General features: G+C 35.2%; 19 protein-coding genes, 1 tRNA gene and 1 riboswitch. Of the genes, 4 read left to right on the forward strand and 16 right to left on the reverse strand.

Annotated features, from left to right (window positions below):
* The first annotated feature begins 292 nt into the window (after window positions 1-292).
* Window positions 293-527: riboswitch (cobalamin riboswitch) on the forward strand.
* A 128-nt stretch (window positions 528-655) separates the two neighbouring features.
* Window positions 656-1,132 (forward strand): PAS domain-containing protein, encoded by a 477-nt coding sequence (locus HH304_RS16110; RefSeq protein WP_169683530.1) that lies wholly within the window; start codon window positions 656-658, stop codon window positions 1,130-1,132.
* Window positions 1,129-1,515, forward strand: a complete 387-nt coding sequence (locus HH304_RS16115) for an acyl-CoA thioesterase (protein ID WP_169683532.1) — start codon at window positions 1,129-1,131, stop codon at window positions 1,513-1,515. The genes HH304_RS16110 and HH304_RS16115 overlap by 4 nt, the downstream gene beginning before the upstream one ends.
* On the opposite strand, the gene HH304_RS16120 is transcribed toward HH304_RS16115, so the two are convergent.
* Window positions 1,512-2,777, reverse strand: a complete 1,266-nt coding sequence (locus HH304_RS16120; RefSeq protein ID WP_169683534.1) for a glycosyltransferase — start codon at window positions 2,775-2,777, stop codon at window positions 1,512-1,514. The genes HH304_RS16115 and HH304_RS16120 overlap by 4 nt on opposite strands.
* A gap of 133 nt (window positions 2,778-2,910) precedes the next feature.
* Between HH304_RS16120 and HH304_RS16125 the strand changes: the two genes are divergently transcribed.
* Entirely contained in the window at window positions 2,911-3,645 is a 735-nt protein-coding gene (locus HH304_RS16125; RefSeq protein WP_169683536.1) for an EcsC family protein, read from the forward strand.
* Here HH304_RS16125 and HH304_RS16130 read toward each other — a convergent pair.
* From HH304_RS16130 to HH304_RS16155, 6 genes are all read right to left on the reverse strand, one after another.
* Entirely contained in the window at window positions 3,625-3,864 is a 240-nt protein-coding gene (locus HH304_RS16130; protein ID WP_169683538.1) for a hypothetical protein, read from the reverse strand. The two genes, HH304_RS16125 and HH304_RS16130, sit on opposite strands and share 21 nt — an antisense overlap.
* Before the next feature lie 210 nt (window positions 3,865-4,074).
* On the reverse strand, window positions 4,075-4,215 hold the full coding sequence (locus tag HH304_RS16135) for a hypothetical protein (RefSeq protein WP_169683540.1): 141 nt from the start codon (window positions 4,213-4,215) through the stop codon (window positions 4,075-4,077).
* Between the two features lie 9 nt (window positions 4,216-4,224).
* The gene (locus HH304_RS16140) at window positions 4,225-4,401 is read right to left on the reverse strand and encodes a 3-hydroxyacyl-CoA dehydrogenase NAD-binding domain-containing protein (protein WP_169683542.1); all 177 of its coding nucleotides are present in this window, start codon (window positions 4,399-4,401) and stop codon (window positions 4,225-4,227) included.
* A gap of 5 nt (window positions 4,402-4,406) precedes the next feature.
* Window positions 4,407-5,471, reverse strand: coding sequence for a phosphotransferase family protein (locus HH304_RS16145; RefSeq protein WP_169683544.1), 1,065 nt, complete (start codon window positions 5,469-5,471; stop codon window positions 4,407-4,409).
* Window positions 5,468-6,679 (reverse strand): acyl-CoA dehydrogenase family protein, encoded by a 1,212-nt coding sequence (locus HH304_RS16150; protein WP_169683546.1) that lies wholly within the window; start codon window positions 6,677-6,679, stop codon window positions 5,468-5,470. Before HH304_RS16150 ends, HH304_RS16145 begins: the two co-directional genes overlap by 4 nt.
* A 22-nt stretch (window positions 6,680-6,701) precedes the next feature.
* The gene (locus HH304_RS16155; protein ID WP_169683548.1) at window positions 6,702-7,469 is read right to left on the reverse strand and encodes a glucose 1-dehydrogenase; all 768 of its coding nucleotides are present in this window, start codon (window positions 7,467-7,469) and stop codon (window positions 6,702-6,704) included.
* 128 nt (window positions 7,470-7,597) lie between these two features.
* On the opposite strand from HH304_RS16155, the gene HH304_RS16160 reads away from it, so the two are divergent.
* Window positions 7,598-8,251, forward strand: coding sequence for a TetR/AcrR family transcriptional regulator (locus tag HH304_RS16160; RefSeq protein WP_169683551.1), 654 nt, complete (start codon window positions 7,598-7,600; stop codon window positions 8,249-8,251).
* A gap of 97 nt (window positions 8,252-8,348) precedes the next feature.
* On the opposite strand, the gene HH304_RS16165 is transcribed toward HH304_RS16160, so the two are convergent.
* The 9 genes from HH304_RS16165 to HH304_RS16205 all read right to left on the reverse strand — a co-directional run bounded on the left by HH304_RS16165 (window position 8,349) and on the right by HH304_RS16205 (window position 16,188).
* Window positions 8,349-8,804, reverse strand: a complete 456-nt coding sequence (locus HH304_RS16165; protein ID WP_169683553.1) for a MaoC family dehydratase — start codon at window positions 8,802-8,804, stop codon at window positions 8,349-8,351.
* Window positions 8,801-9,787, reverse strand: coding sequence for an NADPH:quinone oxidoreductase family protein (locus HH304_RS16170; protein WP_169683555.1), 987 nt, complete (start codon window positions 9,785-9,787; stop codon window positions 8,801-8,803). The genes HH304_RS16165 and HH304_RS16170 overlap by 4 nt, the downstream gene beginning before the upstream one ends.
* Window positions 9,788-9,901: 114 nt before the next feature.
* A complete protein-coding gene (locus HH304_RS16175; protein WP_169683557.1) occupies window positions 9,902-10,078 on the reverse strand; it encodes a hypothetical protein in 177 nt (58 codons plus the stop codon).
* Between the two features lie 421 nt (window positions 10,079-10,499).
* Complete coding sequence (locus HH304_RS16180) at window positions 10,500-10,784, reverse strand: response regulator transcription factor (RefSeq protein WP_169683559.1); 285 nt, start codon at window positions 10,782-10,784, stop codon at window positions 10,500-10,502.
* Between the two features lie 144 nt (window positions 10,785-10,928).
* Window positions 10,929-11,972 carry a polysaccharide deacetylase family protein gene (locus tag HH304_RS16185; RefSeq protein ID WP_169683561.1) on the reverse strand — a complete coding sequence of 348 codons (1,044 nt, stop codon included), beginning with the start codon at window positions 11,970-11,972 and terminating at the stop codon, window positions 10,929-10,931.
* Between the two features lie 28 nt (window positions 11,973-12,000).
* A complete protein-coding gene (locus tag HH304_RS16190; RefSeq protein ID WP_169683563.1) occupies window positions 12,001-12,786 on the reverse strand; it encodes a glucosaminidase domain-containing protein in 786 nt (261 codons plus the stop codon).
* A 152-nt stretch (window positions 12,787-12,938) separates the two neighbouring features.
* Window positions 12,939-14,354 carry an RtcB family protein gene (locus HH304_RS16195; protein ID WP_169683565.1) on the reverse strand — a complete coding sequence of 472 codons (1,416 nt, stop codon included), beginning with the start codon at window positions 14,352-14,354 and terminating at the stop codon, window positions 12,939-12,941.
* Between the two features lie 39 nt (window positions 14,355-14,393).
* Entirely contained in the window at window positions 14,394-15,503 is a 1,110-nt protein-coding gene (locus HH304_RS16200; protein ID WP_169683567.1) for a slipin family protein, read from the reverse strand.
* A gap of 601 nt (window positions 15,504-16,104) precedes the next feature.
* A tRNA-Tyr gene (locus tag HH304_RS16205) sits at window positions 16,105-16,188 on the reverse strand.
* Between the last annotated feature and the right edge of the window lie 141 nt (window positions 16,189-16,329).

The raw sequence follows: 16,329 nt of genomic DNA on the forward strand, positions 1-16,329 counted from the left end.
ACTGAAAATGGATCCCCTATTCCCGACATTTTGTTTTTACATGAAATATTTAAACCTGAAATATCATTGTTCTTATTTTTTCGGTTATAAGTAAACATCAGCAAAGCTACCTCCAAACGCTTTTATTAAACTAAATGATAGAATATCATATTAACCCACATATTAAGTATTCTAAATATAAAGAGGTAATTTAGCTATTCAATTTTATAAAGAACCTTAAATAATAATAGTTATGACTTGTCATCATAGAAGATTATAAATAATTTTGAATAAACGTTCTTTACTTGATTTCTTAATCAAAAGTGATTGCGGTTCCCTCCAATTTGATTGGTAGGGATTAAAAGGGAATTCATGTGACCGGATTATTTCCGGAATTCATGAGCTGACGCGCAACTGTGATTCTGACCTTTACAATTTATTTGTAATAAGATGTTATTATCTTGATGCCATTGTACAATTATCAAATGTATGAGAAGGCTGATAATAATCAGATAAGCCAGGAGACCTGCCATAATCCACCTAATATTTTAGGAATTGACATTACTTTCGCGATTTAGAGTAATTAATGCTGTTCACCAAAACATCTTGAACAACCATTTTCTTTCTCTTAAAAGTAATGTGAAGTTAGGCTAAGAGCTTTATAAAAAGCTTAATTATGACCTATATTAACATCCCCAGAATCCCACTTCATTGCTGGGATATTATTTCTTTAATGGAGGCAGTCCGTAGAAACGAAAAATCTAAGGATTTAAATGCTTTAACACAATTAAAATCTAAATTAAGATGGAAATCAAACCCAGAAAAACTCCTGAGATCCCACTATCATGCGATTGTCCTGACTGATTACAAATTAAATATACATTGGGTAAATCAGGGATTTACCAAAATGACAGGATATAATTCTAAAGAGATCATCGGTAATACTCCTGCAATGTTTCAAGGAAGATTAAGCCTAAGGTCAACAAACAAAAAAATTCGAAGACAACTTTCAACTGGCAAACCTTTTACCGAGAGAGTGATCAACTACAAGAAAAATGGCCAGATCTATACCTGTGAATTAAACATTTTTCCTCTTCGAAATAAGAATAATCAAGTATCTCACTTTTTAGCATTAGAAAAAGAAATCTTATGACATTGACAAATAGAATAAATAATTGTAGAACAAGCATCTTCAAAGCGGTATTTCCTTCAACCACAAATCACTATGATACCTTATTCGGAGGAACAGCTATGCAATTAATGGATGAAGTAGCTTTTATCACGGCAACCCGTTTTAGCCGTCAAAAAATGGTAACTGTAAGCAGTGATAAAATTGATTTCACCAAACCCATACCTGCCGGAACCTTTGTAGAACTTGTTGGAAATGTGGTAAAAGTCGGAACTAGTAGCTTAAAAATTGAAGTTGATGTTTTTATCGAAGAAATGTATTCGGAAAAACGAGAATCAGCCATTAAAGGACTATTTACTTTCGTTGCAATTGATGATGATAAAAAGCCAACTAAGCTTAATTATTAGCTTACAGTATGAATTTTATCTGAAGCATCGATCAAATTGAGGATTTCATTATCGTAATCCTCTTTTTTCATGTTCTCGGATATTGTTACGGCCTTTTCCTTATATGATGCATTTAACATTAAACCTAATATTTTCGGCTCCAGTTTTTCAGGAGTAATTTTCCCTATTTTGTCACCTTTTGGACCTGCTCCGGCATCATATATCAACTTATTCCATAAGAATTGATCAATGATATGTGGAATAATTAACGTTGGACATCCAAACTTCAATCCCATGTGGGTAGTTCCTGAGCCTCCATGATGTATTACCGCATAAACCTTTTTAAAAATCCAGTCATAGGGTATTTCCGAAACAAAATGAAACAAATTATGGTCGTAAAAACCTGGTTCAACTAATCCTCCGGAAGCCGTATTAAATATGGCTGGAATGTTATTCTTTGCTAATACATCCATAAAAATCTTCGTTTTCTTTTCAGGCTCAGGGTTGGTCATGCTTCCAAACGTTATGAACAATATCTTTTTATGGTTATTTAAGAAATCTATCAATTTAGTATCCGGCTCCCAGTCAGATTTAGATTTTCGTTGTCGATAACCAAGCACTTTTATCTTTTCATTATTTTCAATTTTAAATAACTGAGGGGAAATTGAATAAATAAGACTGCGGTTTTTTAGAATGGACTTTACTTGATTTTTATTGATTCTTTTTTCGCCCACCCATTTCAAAGAGGTCATAATAGTTTGCAATAACCCAAACTCTGCAATCTTAAATGTCATTTTATTCAAAAACTCACCATAGTTACTATTAAATGCTAAATGGGTATGTCCTTTAACATAATGCAGATAAGGTACCGGACTGACCATAATTGTACTTCCAGGTTTTTTAATTTCCCAAATAACAGGGTATAATGTCTTCGGGTGATAAACTATTTTATCAGGGTTTATCTCATTAATCACATCAATCTGATCCTGAAACATTTTCTTGTTAATCTCTCTACTTACTTTAGCTAGTTTTATATATGACCTGATTTTATTGACCTGATTCAAATCACTTCCCATAACTGACTTGCCTAAATCAGAATCCAGTAATTCTATAAATTCAGGCCCAAGAGTTTCAAACCTCATATTAGAATTAACCACTAAATCTCTGAATTGCTCCGGAAATAAACATGTAACATTATATCCCCTGGTAACAAGCAAATCTCCTATTGCTAAAAATGGCTCTATATCACCTCTGGATCCTATCGCAGTTAGTAGTATTTTCATGTGAGATTAAGGTATAAACTATCTATTAATTGTCACAAATAAAACTATATAAATATTAAGCCATCTATATAAAATACCTTTCAACGACATTTTGCATTTGTTAAATTCACTTTCAACTTAAATAGCAACCAATATGAAGTTAAATCAGGAATATATATCAACTATTGAGCTGGAACATCAACTCTGGAAATTACGAATGAGTCAATCGCCTTCTTTGATAAATAAAGCAACTAAAGATCTCCAGCATAAAATCAATACACTTATTCCCGACAAAGTTCATGATGTCATTACCAAAGCTATAAAAGAGATAACACGAGCGGTAATATTCGGAGCTGAGTACTCTACATTCAAGCAAAGAAATTTTGCCACACTTTCCGATGCCGAACTTTTTGCTCAAAAAAGAATTGATTTCTACGCATCCTCTTCAGCAGCCGAAGGAGCAATTACCGGTTTTGGTGGCTTTATTTCCGGGTTAGCAGACTTTCCTCTTTGGCTATCACTAAAAATGAAAATGTTATTTGAATTAGCTAACAGTTATGGATATGACATCACAGATTATAAGGAGCGTTTGTATATTCTTCATATCTTTCAATTAACATTTTCAAGCCAAAAAAACCGTAATAAGCTATTTGAAATCATGAAAAACTGGGAAGAAAATTCTGAAACTCTCCCTGCTGACATTAATGACTTTGACTGGAAAACGTTCCAACTTGAATATCGTGATTTTATTGACCTGGCAAAGCTAATTCAGTTAATCCCTGGCGTTGGGGCCATAGCAGGTGCATATGTTAATCACAAATACACCAAAATGCTGGGACGATATGCTATGAATGCCTACCGTATGCGACTAGACATCATGGGCACCTGAATATGAAGGATCTGTCTCATACATTTCATCTATTTGATTTTTATACTTTTCTTCAATTACTCTTCTTTTTAATTTAAGTGTCGGTGTTAATTCTGCTTCATGCCCATTTGATTGCATAAAAGTCCATGGAATTGAAATGAGCTTAAATTTTTTAATCTTTTCTGTATGACTAAGACCTTCATTTACCTTGGAAACGATTTCATGGTAATGATCTATCACTCTGGGCAATTGAATAATATCAGATAATTAACTGCAAAACAACAAAGAGCTGTCATCATCCTCCAGACCGCTAATGATATACTTACAATATTAACCCTGTTGCTTTTATCAGCCCGTCGTGCTAATGTAATTCCGAGAATTACATAGAAAAAAGCAAATGCAAGTCCTGTTAATAAACCCAATTGTGTATCTGACAGACCTAATTCCAGCTTAACAGACTCCTGAAGAATCACAAGTATTTTGCCGATCAATAAAACCAAAAATATAAACACCAGTCAGAGCTAATAAAATATACTTTTTATACCCTTTACTATAACTTTCACGGCTGATAGTTGCTTCTATGGTTTCCATATTTATAAGTCAGGGGAAAGGATTAAGTCTGGTTTGCTCAGATGAAGAGTTATCAAACACCCGCTTGTCTATATCATAAATAAAAACAGAAAAACCACTGATAGCAGCCCGAAGACCAATACGTGTCCCCATTGTACCGCCCCCTAGAATTGTCACAGTTTTAATTTCATTTGGATCAGTTATCATAATTATTACTTTAAATGACTAATACGTTTATACTCAATTGCCCGATAAGCGGTATCAGCGCATCCCTCCAAAACGAATTTCAGCTGAGCAAAACGAGGATCTTTCGTCAGTCCTTTCTTGTATCTGGCATAAATTTGCTGAACGATTACACCTATTTTAAAAAGTCCGAAGACATAGTAAAACAGAATATCATCAACATTTCTTCCAGTTTGATCAGCATAATGATCAACAAACTCCTGCCTTGTCAGATTACCGGGTAACCAGGTCAGGTTATATTTCAGCGCCGGATTGTCATCGGCTTCAGCCCAGTAGCCTAATGAGGTTCCTACATCCATAAGCGGGTCACCAATAGTGGCCATTTCCCAATCCAGAATTGCCATTATCGAAGTGAGGTCATCAGAATCTAAAACAAGATTATCGTACTTAAAATCATTATGGATCAACGTCGGGTTTTCATATTCCGGAATCTGATCATTCATCCATTCGGAAACAAAATTCATTTTAGGAATATCATCTGTTTCTGCAGCAAAATATCGTTTTATCCACCCTTTTACCTGTCTGACATTGTAGCCTTCAGGTTTACCTAATGTTTCCAACCCATCTATTAATGGTAATCCATGTAGTTCCACCATTTTATTGACAGTATTGATCGAAAGGTTTTTCATTACAGAAGAACTAAGATTCAATCCTTCAGGTGGTTTACTCCTAAGAATCACACCTTTTACCCTCTCCATTATGTAGAATGGCGCACCGATAACATTCTCATCCTCACAATAAAGAACTGGTTTTGGTACATAAGAATATTTTTTCATCAAAAGCGAAAGAACTTTAAATTCTCTTCCCATATCATGAGCAGATTTGATGTTTGCTCCTATAGGAGGTCTTCGCATCACGTATTCTTTGCCATTGCAAATAAGAAGATAAGTTAAATTTGAAAAGCCGCTGGGAAATTGCTTCACTTCAAAATTATCTACAGATAGTTCCGAATGTGATTCTAAATAGTCCTTCAGACTTGAAAAATCAGTCTGTACAGTAATTTCCCCTGCATGATCTAAGTGAGATCCACTCATATTTTCTTCGAATTAAATCCATAATCTTTTAAAATACTTCTGGCCAATGATGCTTTATGCACTTCATCGGGTCCATCATAAATTCTTGCTGCCCGCTCATGACGATACCAATGGGAAATGATCGAATCATCAGTCATTCCCAGAGCACCATGGGTCTGTAGTGCTTTATCTAATACTTCGAGCATAATATTGGCAACAAAAAATTTGATTGCGGATATTTCATGTCTGGCACTTTTAGACCCTTCCTGATCAATTTTGTATGCTGCATGCAATACAGAATACCGCGCAGCATTGATTGACGCCCTGCTTTCTGCTATCCAATTTTGAATTGTCTGCTTATGAGCAAGGCATGTATCACCACCTAATGATCTGGACACTGCTCGTTTACACATCAAATCCAATGATCGCTCTGCTATCCCTATCCATCGCATACAATGATGTATCCGGCCTGGACCTAATCGTTGTTGTGCCAGCATAAATCCAGCTCCTTCTTCTCCAATAAGGTTTTCTACCGGCACCCTGCAATTTTCATATCTGATTTCAGCATGACTACTGTGTCCTTCTCCCGCTTCACCCATAATTGGTATATTTCTCAACAAGTTAAAACCCGGATTATCAGTAGGGACAATGATCATACTTGCTCTTTTGTATGGTGATTCTTCTGGATTAGTTACCGCCATTACAATGGCAAAAGCAGACCCGTCAGCAGCAGTTGTAAACCATTTGTTTCCATTGATCACATACTCATTCCCTTCCTTCTTAGCGATTGTTCCCATATTTACCGGATTAGACCCGGCAAACTCAGGTTCGGTCATTGAGAAACAAGAACGGATATTACCATGAATAAGGGGTTCAAGATATTTTTCTTTTAATTGATTCGTGGCATATTTACTCATCAACTCAATATTTCCTATATCGGGAGCCTGGCAATTCAGGCAATAATGCCCATGTACAGTTCTTGCCAGCAGTTCACTTACCTGGGCAAATTCTACCAGATTCAACCCTGCTCCGCCTTCATCTTCAGGCAAATAAGGCGTCCAGATACCTAACTTTTTAGCAAGAGCTCGTTTTTCATTCAAAACTGCCTCAACCTCAAAAAAAGGCTTACTCAAAAATTCTGCTTCAAGAGGTATCAGTTCCTCTTCTACGAAAGCTTTAACCTTGGGATAGATCCTTTTCAATCTATCGGTTGCGAATATATCTACCATTTCAACCTATTTTAAATGAGCATTAAATTACATATCCACCATCAGCCACATAAACACCCCCGGTACAAAATGAAGATGCTTCCGAAGCAAGAAACAATGCCAAACCAGCAATATCTTCCGGTTCTGCTACCTTTGGCAGTGCTTGTTTAGCCATTACATGGTCAAAAGTCTTTTTATCCTCAAGCAGAGCAGCACTAAATTTGGTCTTAACCAGTCCGGGACAAATCACATTGCATCGTACATTTGCTCGTCCCCATTCACGCGCCATAACCTTTGTTAAAGCAATTAAAGCCGACTTTGAAACGCTATATAGACCCAAACCGGGTCCGGGGGTAATTCCTTCGATACTACTGATATTGATAACCGAGCCTCCACCCCGTGATTTCATAGAATCATACGCTTTACGCGCCAATTCAAACGGACCTTTAACATTTACATCCATTATTTTATCAAATATCATACTGTCAACATCTTTAATTGGCCCATATGCCGGATTTATCGCTGCATTATTAACTACGATATCGATACCACCATAAACCTCTCTGGTTTTTTCAACAAGCTGATCGATTTGTTGCATATCACCCATGTGAGCTGCAATTCCGATCGCTTCGAATCCCTGCTTTTTTAATTCATCGGCAACTTCATCAACAGCTTCTTGTTTCCTGCTTGAAATCACTACTTTGGCACCATTCATTGCGAGAATTTGCGCGATTGCAAGTCCAATACCCTTGCTCGCTCCGGTTACAATAGCAACCTTATCTGTCAGATTGAATGTATTATTATCTTTCATGTTTTAAAATTTGACTACGAGTCAATTTATTAAAATAGATAATCATTTACAACTTATTTTTAACAACTTATTATACTGAAATTGAATAATTTACGAGGTTTTATTATTTTTGACTAAAAGTCGATTATATGGCCACAAATAAAAGACAACAAAAAGAAGAGATTATCATAAATGCAGCTGAAAAAGTCTTTTTCAGCCAAGGATATTCTCAAGCCCGAATGGAAGATGTAGCAAAAGAAGCCGGCATGAGTAAAGCTTCATTGTATTTCTATTTCTCCAGTCGTGAAGAGATCTATCTAGCTATTACTATGCGGGCTCTGGAGCTTTTGATCAATTCTTACTACAAATCTATCGCCGACACAAAAGATGGTAATGGATTTGATACTGTAATGGCTACTTTTAAGGCTTACCTCTCATTCAGTGAAAATCATTTTCATTATCACGAAGCTCTCTTCGATTATATGTCGATGGTGAGAAATGATTTTAAAGATTTCAATAAGGACCTTGAAAGCAGTATTTACTTCCTCAAACTTAAAGACATGCATAATTTGCCTTTAGAGATAGTAGTAAAAGAGATTGATAAAGGAAAACAAGATGGTTCCATTACAAACCCTTCACCTTCAAGTATGATGTACCTGACTAGCTGGGCATTAATTGCAGGTTACATAAAACTTCAATACTATGGCGACAAGAAAAGAAAGAGCATTTATAAAGTAAATAGCGACGAATGGAAAAATTACATCATAAACATGGCTGAAATAATGCTTAAAAAACCAAGTTAGAGTGAAATTTTACATGGCATCTATTTCTTTATGACTACCTTCTGGCAGATCAGAATTTGTTAAAAAGCGATCTACTTTCTGGTATTTATTGAACCTATTAATTCATCAGCATTATATTCCAGATTGCGGTACAAGCTGGTTTTTCAACATCTTTGATTTCAACGATACAACTCCATGTTACATGAATGCCTTTTCCATCCCTTTTTTCGACATCATCAATTTTAGCCTTCAACCGTATCTGATCACCGGATCTCACCGGATGAGGAAATCTTATTTTTTCAAATCCATAATTAATCCCCATGGAAATATCTTCAACTTGTAATACTTCCTTCATCAAACTTGAAAGCATAGAAAGTGATAAAAACCCATGGGCGATAGTCCTTTTAAATGGTGATTGCTCCTTTGCCTTATCAGGATCAACATGGATCCACTGGTGGTCATCAGTAGCATCAGCGAATATATTTATTCTGTCCTGATTGATTTTAACCCAGAGCGAAGGCGTTAATTCCTCATTGATCAGTGACTTAATATCTTTTAATTTAACTACCCTCATCCTTTACCCATTTCAATGACTACTTTCCCTTTGACATTTCTTGAAATGATTTCTTCCAAGGCCAAAGAAGCTTCTTTCAATGGATAAATTTGATGTATTCTTGGTTTAAGCCTTCCGGTAGCCAACATGGTGAGTAGTTCTTTAGAGTTTTGGAAATTCTGCTTTGGAAACTTTGTAGCAAAATTGCCCCAGAACACTCCCCTGATATCACAACTTTTTAGTAGCGGTAGATTTAAAAGAATTTCAGGGATTTTACCCGATGCAAATCCAACCACCAACAACCTTCCCTCCCAGGCACTTGCTCTTAACGCAGCCTCAGTATATTTACCACCAACAGGATCATAGATCACATCTGCACCTTTTCCATCAGTCAATTCTTTAATGCGTGTTTTCAGATCTTCAGTGGAATAATTAATCGTTTCATGGGCTCCATATTCTTTACAAATCTCTAATTTTTGATCTGACGAAGCAGCTGCAATTACATTGCAGCCCATCAATCTACCAAGTTCTACAGCAGCCAGTCCAACTCCTCCGGCTGCGCCTAAAACAACCAACGACTCTCCTTCTTTCACCATCGCCCTGTCTTTCAGTGCATGGTAAGATGTGCCATAAGCCATCATAAAAGATGCAGCAACCGGAAAATCTATATTTGGAGGTAATTTAAAGCAATGAGTTGCCGGTATCACAATTCGTTCGGCGAAACCTCCGGTTTGAGTAAAACCAAATATTCTGTCTCCAACCTCCAGATGATTCACGTTTTCACCTTTCTCCAAAACAACTCCGGCTATATCACTACCCGGAATAAAAGGTAATTCAGGCTTGACCTGATATAACCCCTGAATGATCAAGGTATCCGGAAAATTCACTCCACAAGCTTTAATTTCTATCAATACTTCATTTTCTGAAGGAGATTCAGGATCTGAAATTTCTTCAAACTTTAAAGTCGAAGGCGGACCAAAACTATTACAACGAATTGCTTTCATAAAAACATTAATTACTTCAGTTCAAAAACTCTTTTAAAATAGCCTGATAATTTATCAACTACAACTTCTTTATTTTCAACATCGATCCCGGCAAGAATCTTAGCCAACCTTTTTTTATATTCCAGCTGCATGAGTGGTATTAGCAATAAAAACAATTGCACCTACTAGGGCAGTTCCGTCATCAGTGTCACAAATACGTCCTTGAATGATAGTCTGGGCATGTATATCAAAGAATGATAACAGCATTAGAATTGCTACCTGATTTTGAATCTTTAATAATTGGTTTTTCAAATCATGTTGGGTTGATAACGTGTTCAAATTAAAATATACCATGTTCCAATCTTAATATAAGTCATTGATTTTCCGGACGTTTCCAATTAATTGAAAGATTTTTTAAAATTTTATTGATGTATATAACAAGAAAGGCAGAATTATTATCTGAATAATGAGAAATTACACAAATACATATTAATAGATTTTATTCTTTAGGGTAAAACAAGAGGAATATAAGAGAGAATAAATACAATTTACAAATAGCTTGAGCTGCTATGTTAATTTCAATTAAAATTATTAAAGGAAAATCAGGAAGCACCAATCATATCCAAAAAAGCAATAAAGTAACCTTTAAACTCTTTTATGTTAAAAGTTATTTTTAATCAAATCAATAGAATTGATTTTCTCAATAATTAGTTGAATTCATATAAAATCGCAATTACACAAGATCAAATGCAAGAGCAAATCGATACAGCTCCATTACATTCCGAACAGCTAATTTTCTGTTAATATTTTTTCTGTGTTGCTCAACCGTTGACCTACTAATAAATAATTGATCAGAAATATCTTTGTTATTTAAACCGTCGATTACCAGTTCAATTATTTCCTTCTCTCTGGGAGTCAATTTTTGAAACTGATTAATATGACTTAGCCTAAACTCTTCCTGTTTAATTATTCTCCTTATCTTATGATCTAACGGATTAGCATAAATTGTACTTCTCATAGTTGACAGATAGATTCGTTTAACTTATGATGTAACCCCTTACATAGTAGAATTGAGGATATATTTATTCAATTTACAAAATGATCTACAAAAAATTAAATTTATTATTAACAAATCACCATGAATTAGAATAATTATTTCTTCTTAATTAACATCAGGACTTATAAACAAGTAACTATACCAATACCAATTATTATTGCGATCGGGAACTGTAATCGTAAATAAAACTCTTCGTCTATTTACGATTAATTCTTTGGGCTGAATAATAACTCTAACCAAACCTTTATCATTAATACTTATCTGTGATTTACATTCACTACCCTGAATAAAACATTGTAATCGATCAATTATTAATTCACCCTTATCAAATAAAACCTCAAGTTTCTGATCACTCTGGTCTTCTAAATCAAACAATAATGGAGATCCTTCTAAAATCTTTAATGGACTCATATTAGCTTTCTGAGCAAACCCCGATATATCTCCATAACTATCTGTCATTGGAAACCTTGGACAAATAAATTTGTCAGAATTTGAATGAATAACACCCGAGTTTTGCGCTGCAGCACCAATAAATCCTAATTTCTTTATGATCGCTTTCATTTTTAAATCAAGCTCACCATATGGATAAGCGAATACTTTTGGCGATCTACCTAACTCATCTTTAATTATGGACTGAGATAATTTCACCTCCTCTTCAAACTTCAAATGACGTTCATGAATTGGCAAGTTTAAAAAGTACTGATGAGAATGGGTATGATTCCCTATTTCGACACCCCTTTTATTAACTTCTTTTATTTCAGTCCATGACATATAATCATCTTTACCTATTGTCGAAGTATTAATAAAAAGTGTAGCTGGGACTTTATATTTAATTAATAGCGGAAAGGCATTCTTATAAAAACTTTTATACCCATCATCGATTGTTATAACTGCCACCTTATTTTCTGGTAAATCATTTTTTAAATAATCTACTGCTTCAGAAAATGTTAACAACTTAAAATTATTCTCAGTTAAATACTTCAGATGACTCTCAAAACTCTCTATCGAAATATTCGTAGAAGGAAACCTTTTGTCTCCAAATCGATGATATACAAATGACACCACCTCTTTTTCTGAATTTTGAACAATTGAATCTGTTTTTTCTTTCTTCCCTTCTTTTTCTGATTCACTTCCACATGAAAACAACATGCATAAACATAAAAGTGCTACCAAATAACTATTCAAAAAACTCGGGATCGATTTGATAATTATCATACTTTGTAAAGTCATTCTGTTCAATCATTCGTTTCAACTGATTAATATAAGCCATTCTCCGCTCTGAATATTTGGAAAGATGAGGAAGAAGATCATTGACATTTTTATTATTCAACCTGATTTTTCTAAACTCTTTATACGCGAAAGACCTTCCAATTGTAGCAAAATAATCTTCTATAGAGCCTGCAGGTGTTTCATATTTCCTAAGGTAAACATTTGAACTTTCGGCCTTGATCCGAGGTTCGGTTTTATCGTATGACCACACTCCAAATAGATTATTTGCCTCTTGAAAAAACCTGGAAGACCCCCACCCACTTTCCACAGCAGCCTGGGCTAGTACAATACTATTAGGATGAGTTTCCATTCTAACAATTAAATCTTGGATACTATCCGCTCCAAACTTCACTTGCTGTTCTTTCACAAAAAGTGAGTCCTCTTCATCCCAATCTTCCTTATCTAACAAATCGACAACTTTATTTTTATCAGTCAAAATCTGATGCTTGACGACTAGTATGGCTGGTAGGATAATATCTACAAATTTAGTTTTTGATTCATCAACAGGAAGAGAATCAAGCCCGGTAATATTTGTATATAAAACCGGCTTTACTAATGAATCTTCGATGTGGATGACATCCTCTAAAGATCTCAACTCTATCTTTGTAATAATCGGGACCTTGTTACGCTTACAACTTCCGATAATTAAAACGCAACCTATTAATATCAACAAGTATTTATTTTTATAACTCATTTGTTATGAGAACATCATTTAATAATAAGTGAAGTAAACGAATTTAAACCTGGAAAATTATTAAAAGAGGACAGAATATGTCCTCTTTTCTATACAAAAACATAGTTTGAAACTTAGAAATAACAAGCCACAAAAGTAAACCAAGAAAACTTTCAATCTTCTTCTCTAAACTTTTTATCACCACACATTCTAACAATTCTTGGTTGGAATGTTCCTAAGACTTCAACCAGGTCTTTTTGAGATTCCATCACCGCATGAATATTTTTATATGCCATTGGTGCTTCATCAAGTCCCGAGCCAATTACTTCAACACCAGCATTAGAAATATACTTGCTAACATTTTCAGGATTGAGAGTACTTTTAGCTTTTGTTCTTGACATTACCCTTCCTGCTCCATGAGACGCAGAATTAACAGAATCATTATTACCTTTTCCACGGACAATAAATCCAGGCTCCGTCATTGTTCCAGGAATAATTCCAAGCACTCCCTTTCCTGCAGGCGTTGCCCCTTTACGATGAACTATAACCTCATTTCCTTCGGCATCTTTTTCCTTCCATGCAAAATTATGATGGTTTTCGATCATAGCTACAGGATTAGCCCTTAATCCCACTGCCATTCGTTCATGAATTTGATGATGACAAGCAGAGGCATAATCTCCTGCCAGATTCATTGCCAACCAATACTCCTGCCCTTCCTCGGTGTCAAGGTCTAGCCATGCCAAATGTTTTGCTTCCTTCGGCAGATCACATTTAGCCATTGCAAGTTTAGTATAGTGATTAGCTATTGCAGCTCCCATTCCCCTTGATCCTGAATGAGAAAGCACAGCCAAATATCTGCCTTTAGGGAGGTTTAGCTCATTATCTGCTGACTCAATAGTAGTAACTCCAAACTCAACGAAGTGGTTTCCACCTCCTGAAGAACCGATCTGAGAAGCTGCTTTATCCTTTAGTTTTCTGATTATGTCAATTTCATTAAAAAGGCTATTTTCCAAAACCTCATGATCCTTCGGATTTTTAAATGTATCTCTACCAAATCTGGCATTATTGATCAACATGTTCTTTAAATCACTACTTCTTTCATCAATTATGGATTCAGAAATATCAAAAATTGACATACACATTCTACAACCAATATCAACACCAACTCCATAAGGAATCACAGCATTCTCAGTAGCCAAAACACCACCTATTGGCAGTCCATAACCTTGATGTGCATCAGCCATTAATGCGCCTGCCTTAGCTATTGGTAATCTCATGGCTATTTCCATTTGGCTTAATGCCCCTTCTTCAATACCATCTGCTCCATATACTTTATATGGATCCGGGGTATCTTTTAGTTGCAATACAAGATCAACAGGCTTTAGTAATTCACTTGCTGCATCCATAAACCTCTTATCATCAAGATATTTAACAGGATTATTTTTGAGATCAATTAATAAATTCTCTACTTCATTTTCTGAGAGTTCAAAATTAGGTGAGTTCAATGCTTTTAATAACTCACCCACAACCTTCCCCTCTGGAAAGCCCAATCTCAAAATCCTATCTCCGGTAATTTTTATATTTTCCATTTTTGATTTCTTAAAAATAGCACCCTAAAACAGGGCACTCTATTTATCTAATTTTACTCCTGAAAAGATTGCTTTTAACTGGTCGATCATTTGACCATTGCCATTAAGGCTAATCTCTCCTACTTTTTCTGCTATTTTCTCTACATATTCCATCTCCTTCAACTTAAATAGCATTTCATTTTCCTCCATTAGCTTTGCTGTATTAAGCAAGCTTCTGGTTGAAGCGGTTTCTTCTCTTCTAGTAATCACGTTTGCCTGAGCTTGTTTTTGAGCTACAAGAACCTGATTCATGATAGTTTTCATTTCACCCGGTAAAATCACATCTCTTAATCCACCACCTTTTACTTCAATACCAAGTTCCATTACTTTCGTCTCCAGAAAATTAAAGACATATCTTGAAATATTATCACGATCTTCAAGCAACTGATCTAAAGTCATTGAGCCTATGTACTCACGTAACGCAAACTGGATAAGGACATAAAATTGCTTCTCAAAATCCTTGTTATCAACCAACGCTTTACTAATATCAATCACCTTATATTGAACATAAAAACTCACACGCAAGGAAGCTTTGTCCTTTGTAAGAATTTCTTGACCGGAAACTTCCATTTGTTGCTGTCTTAAATCTACTTTAGATACACTAACATCAACTGAGTTCTTCCAGAAATAATACTCTCCAGGAGTAAGCACTTTTATTGCTTTTCCATTTAAAAATAATATACCATTTTCGAATGACTCAATCTTTGAGACTCTTATATAAGGTACTAATTCTGATCGCTTCAAGGCCAGAAGTTCTATTTCTTCCTCTATTTCTGTTTTAGTAAGATCGATAACTTTGAAGTTATATTCAATAAGTCCTTTCCAAAAGGCATATCTACCAGGTTTTAAGACCTCTGTAAAATTTCCGTTTTCATATTTTAATACGATTTGGTTATCTCCTACATTTATCAAATGTATAAGCTCAATTATTGAAGACTCATTTAAGTATAACTCCAATGGTTCTACAGGATTAAATCTTCTGGTAAGGTCATACTGCTCAACTGACTCACCAAATGCAAGCCAATGTGCACCACGACTGATTACCCGTTGGAAATCACCTTTTTTAAATATTAAACCAATTTTACCTGCATTAATTCTAATCCTTTTCATGATTATATAGTTTAAAATAAAAAATTCTTTAAAGAAGAAAGTATCATTGCTGTTCCTCCAGATACTGTGGATTTAAGATTTCCTTTTATTTTTTGTAATCTGATTTTAAAAAGAGGACCATTACCTTCCAGAAATTTGAGAAGGATCAGGCTGTCTGAATAAAAGCAGGTCACCTAAAAGTTTGGGATAACCTAAAATCAGGACACTACCCGGATTGCTCATACTGATCGAAATCAAATACAAGCTGGAACTTTCAATGATACTTTCAGCAAATTGTAATAAATCGGATCCTAAGTCCGGCGTGCTACCAATTACACTACCCTAAGTGATGATTAGGAGTGGGATTCGAACCCACAATTCAAGGGTTTGTTGCTATACCGCTTAGCTACATAATGTATTACATAATGGAGGGATTCGAACCCTCGTACACAAACAAATGGTGGGAATCATTTTTGCCAAAACACAGCATATCCTTACGGATACTATGGAGCCATACAGAGACTCTCATCAGGTTATTTTGGTTATATATTCCCTTCGCTTTTCACTCTGTGAAAAGATCTTTAGTGCTGAAAGCACAATATTTTATCAAAGAACAATCTTGTGGGGAAGACAGGAATCGAACCTGCTCAGCCATAAAGCACCGGATTTACAGTCCGGCCCAACTCTCCATCTTTGGCGCTTCCCCTTTTCATAACCCCTCTGCCATTTGCAGAGGGGGCTTCTTAATTCGGGATGCTTTTATCCCGTTTGATATTTCAAAAGTCAGCACCTACTGCGCAATGTTTTTGCGTAATAAATATTATTTTCATTTTTTTATAAAAAAAAT

The sequence above is a fragment of the Marinigracilibium pacificum genome, assembly GCF_012926615.1.
In the GTDB taxonomy this organism is placed as follows: domain Bacteria; phylum Bacteroidota; class Bacteroidia; order Cytophagales; family Cyclobacteriaceae; genus Mangrovivirga; species Mangrovivirga pacifica.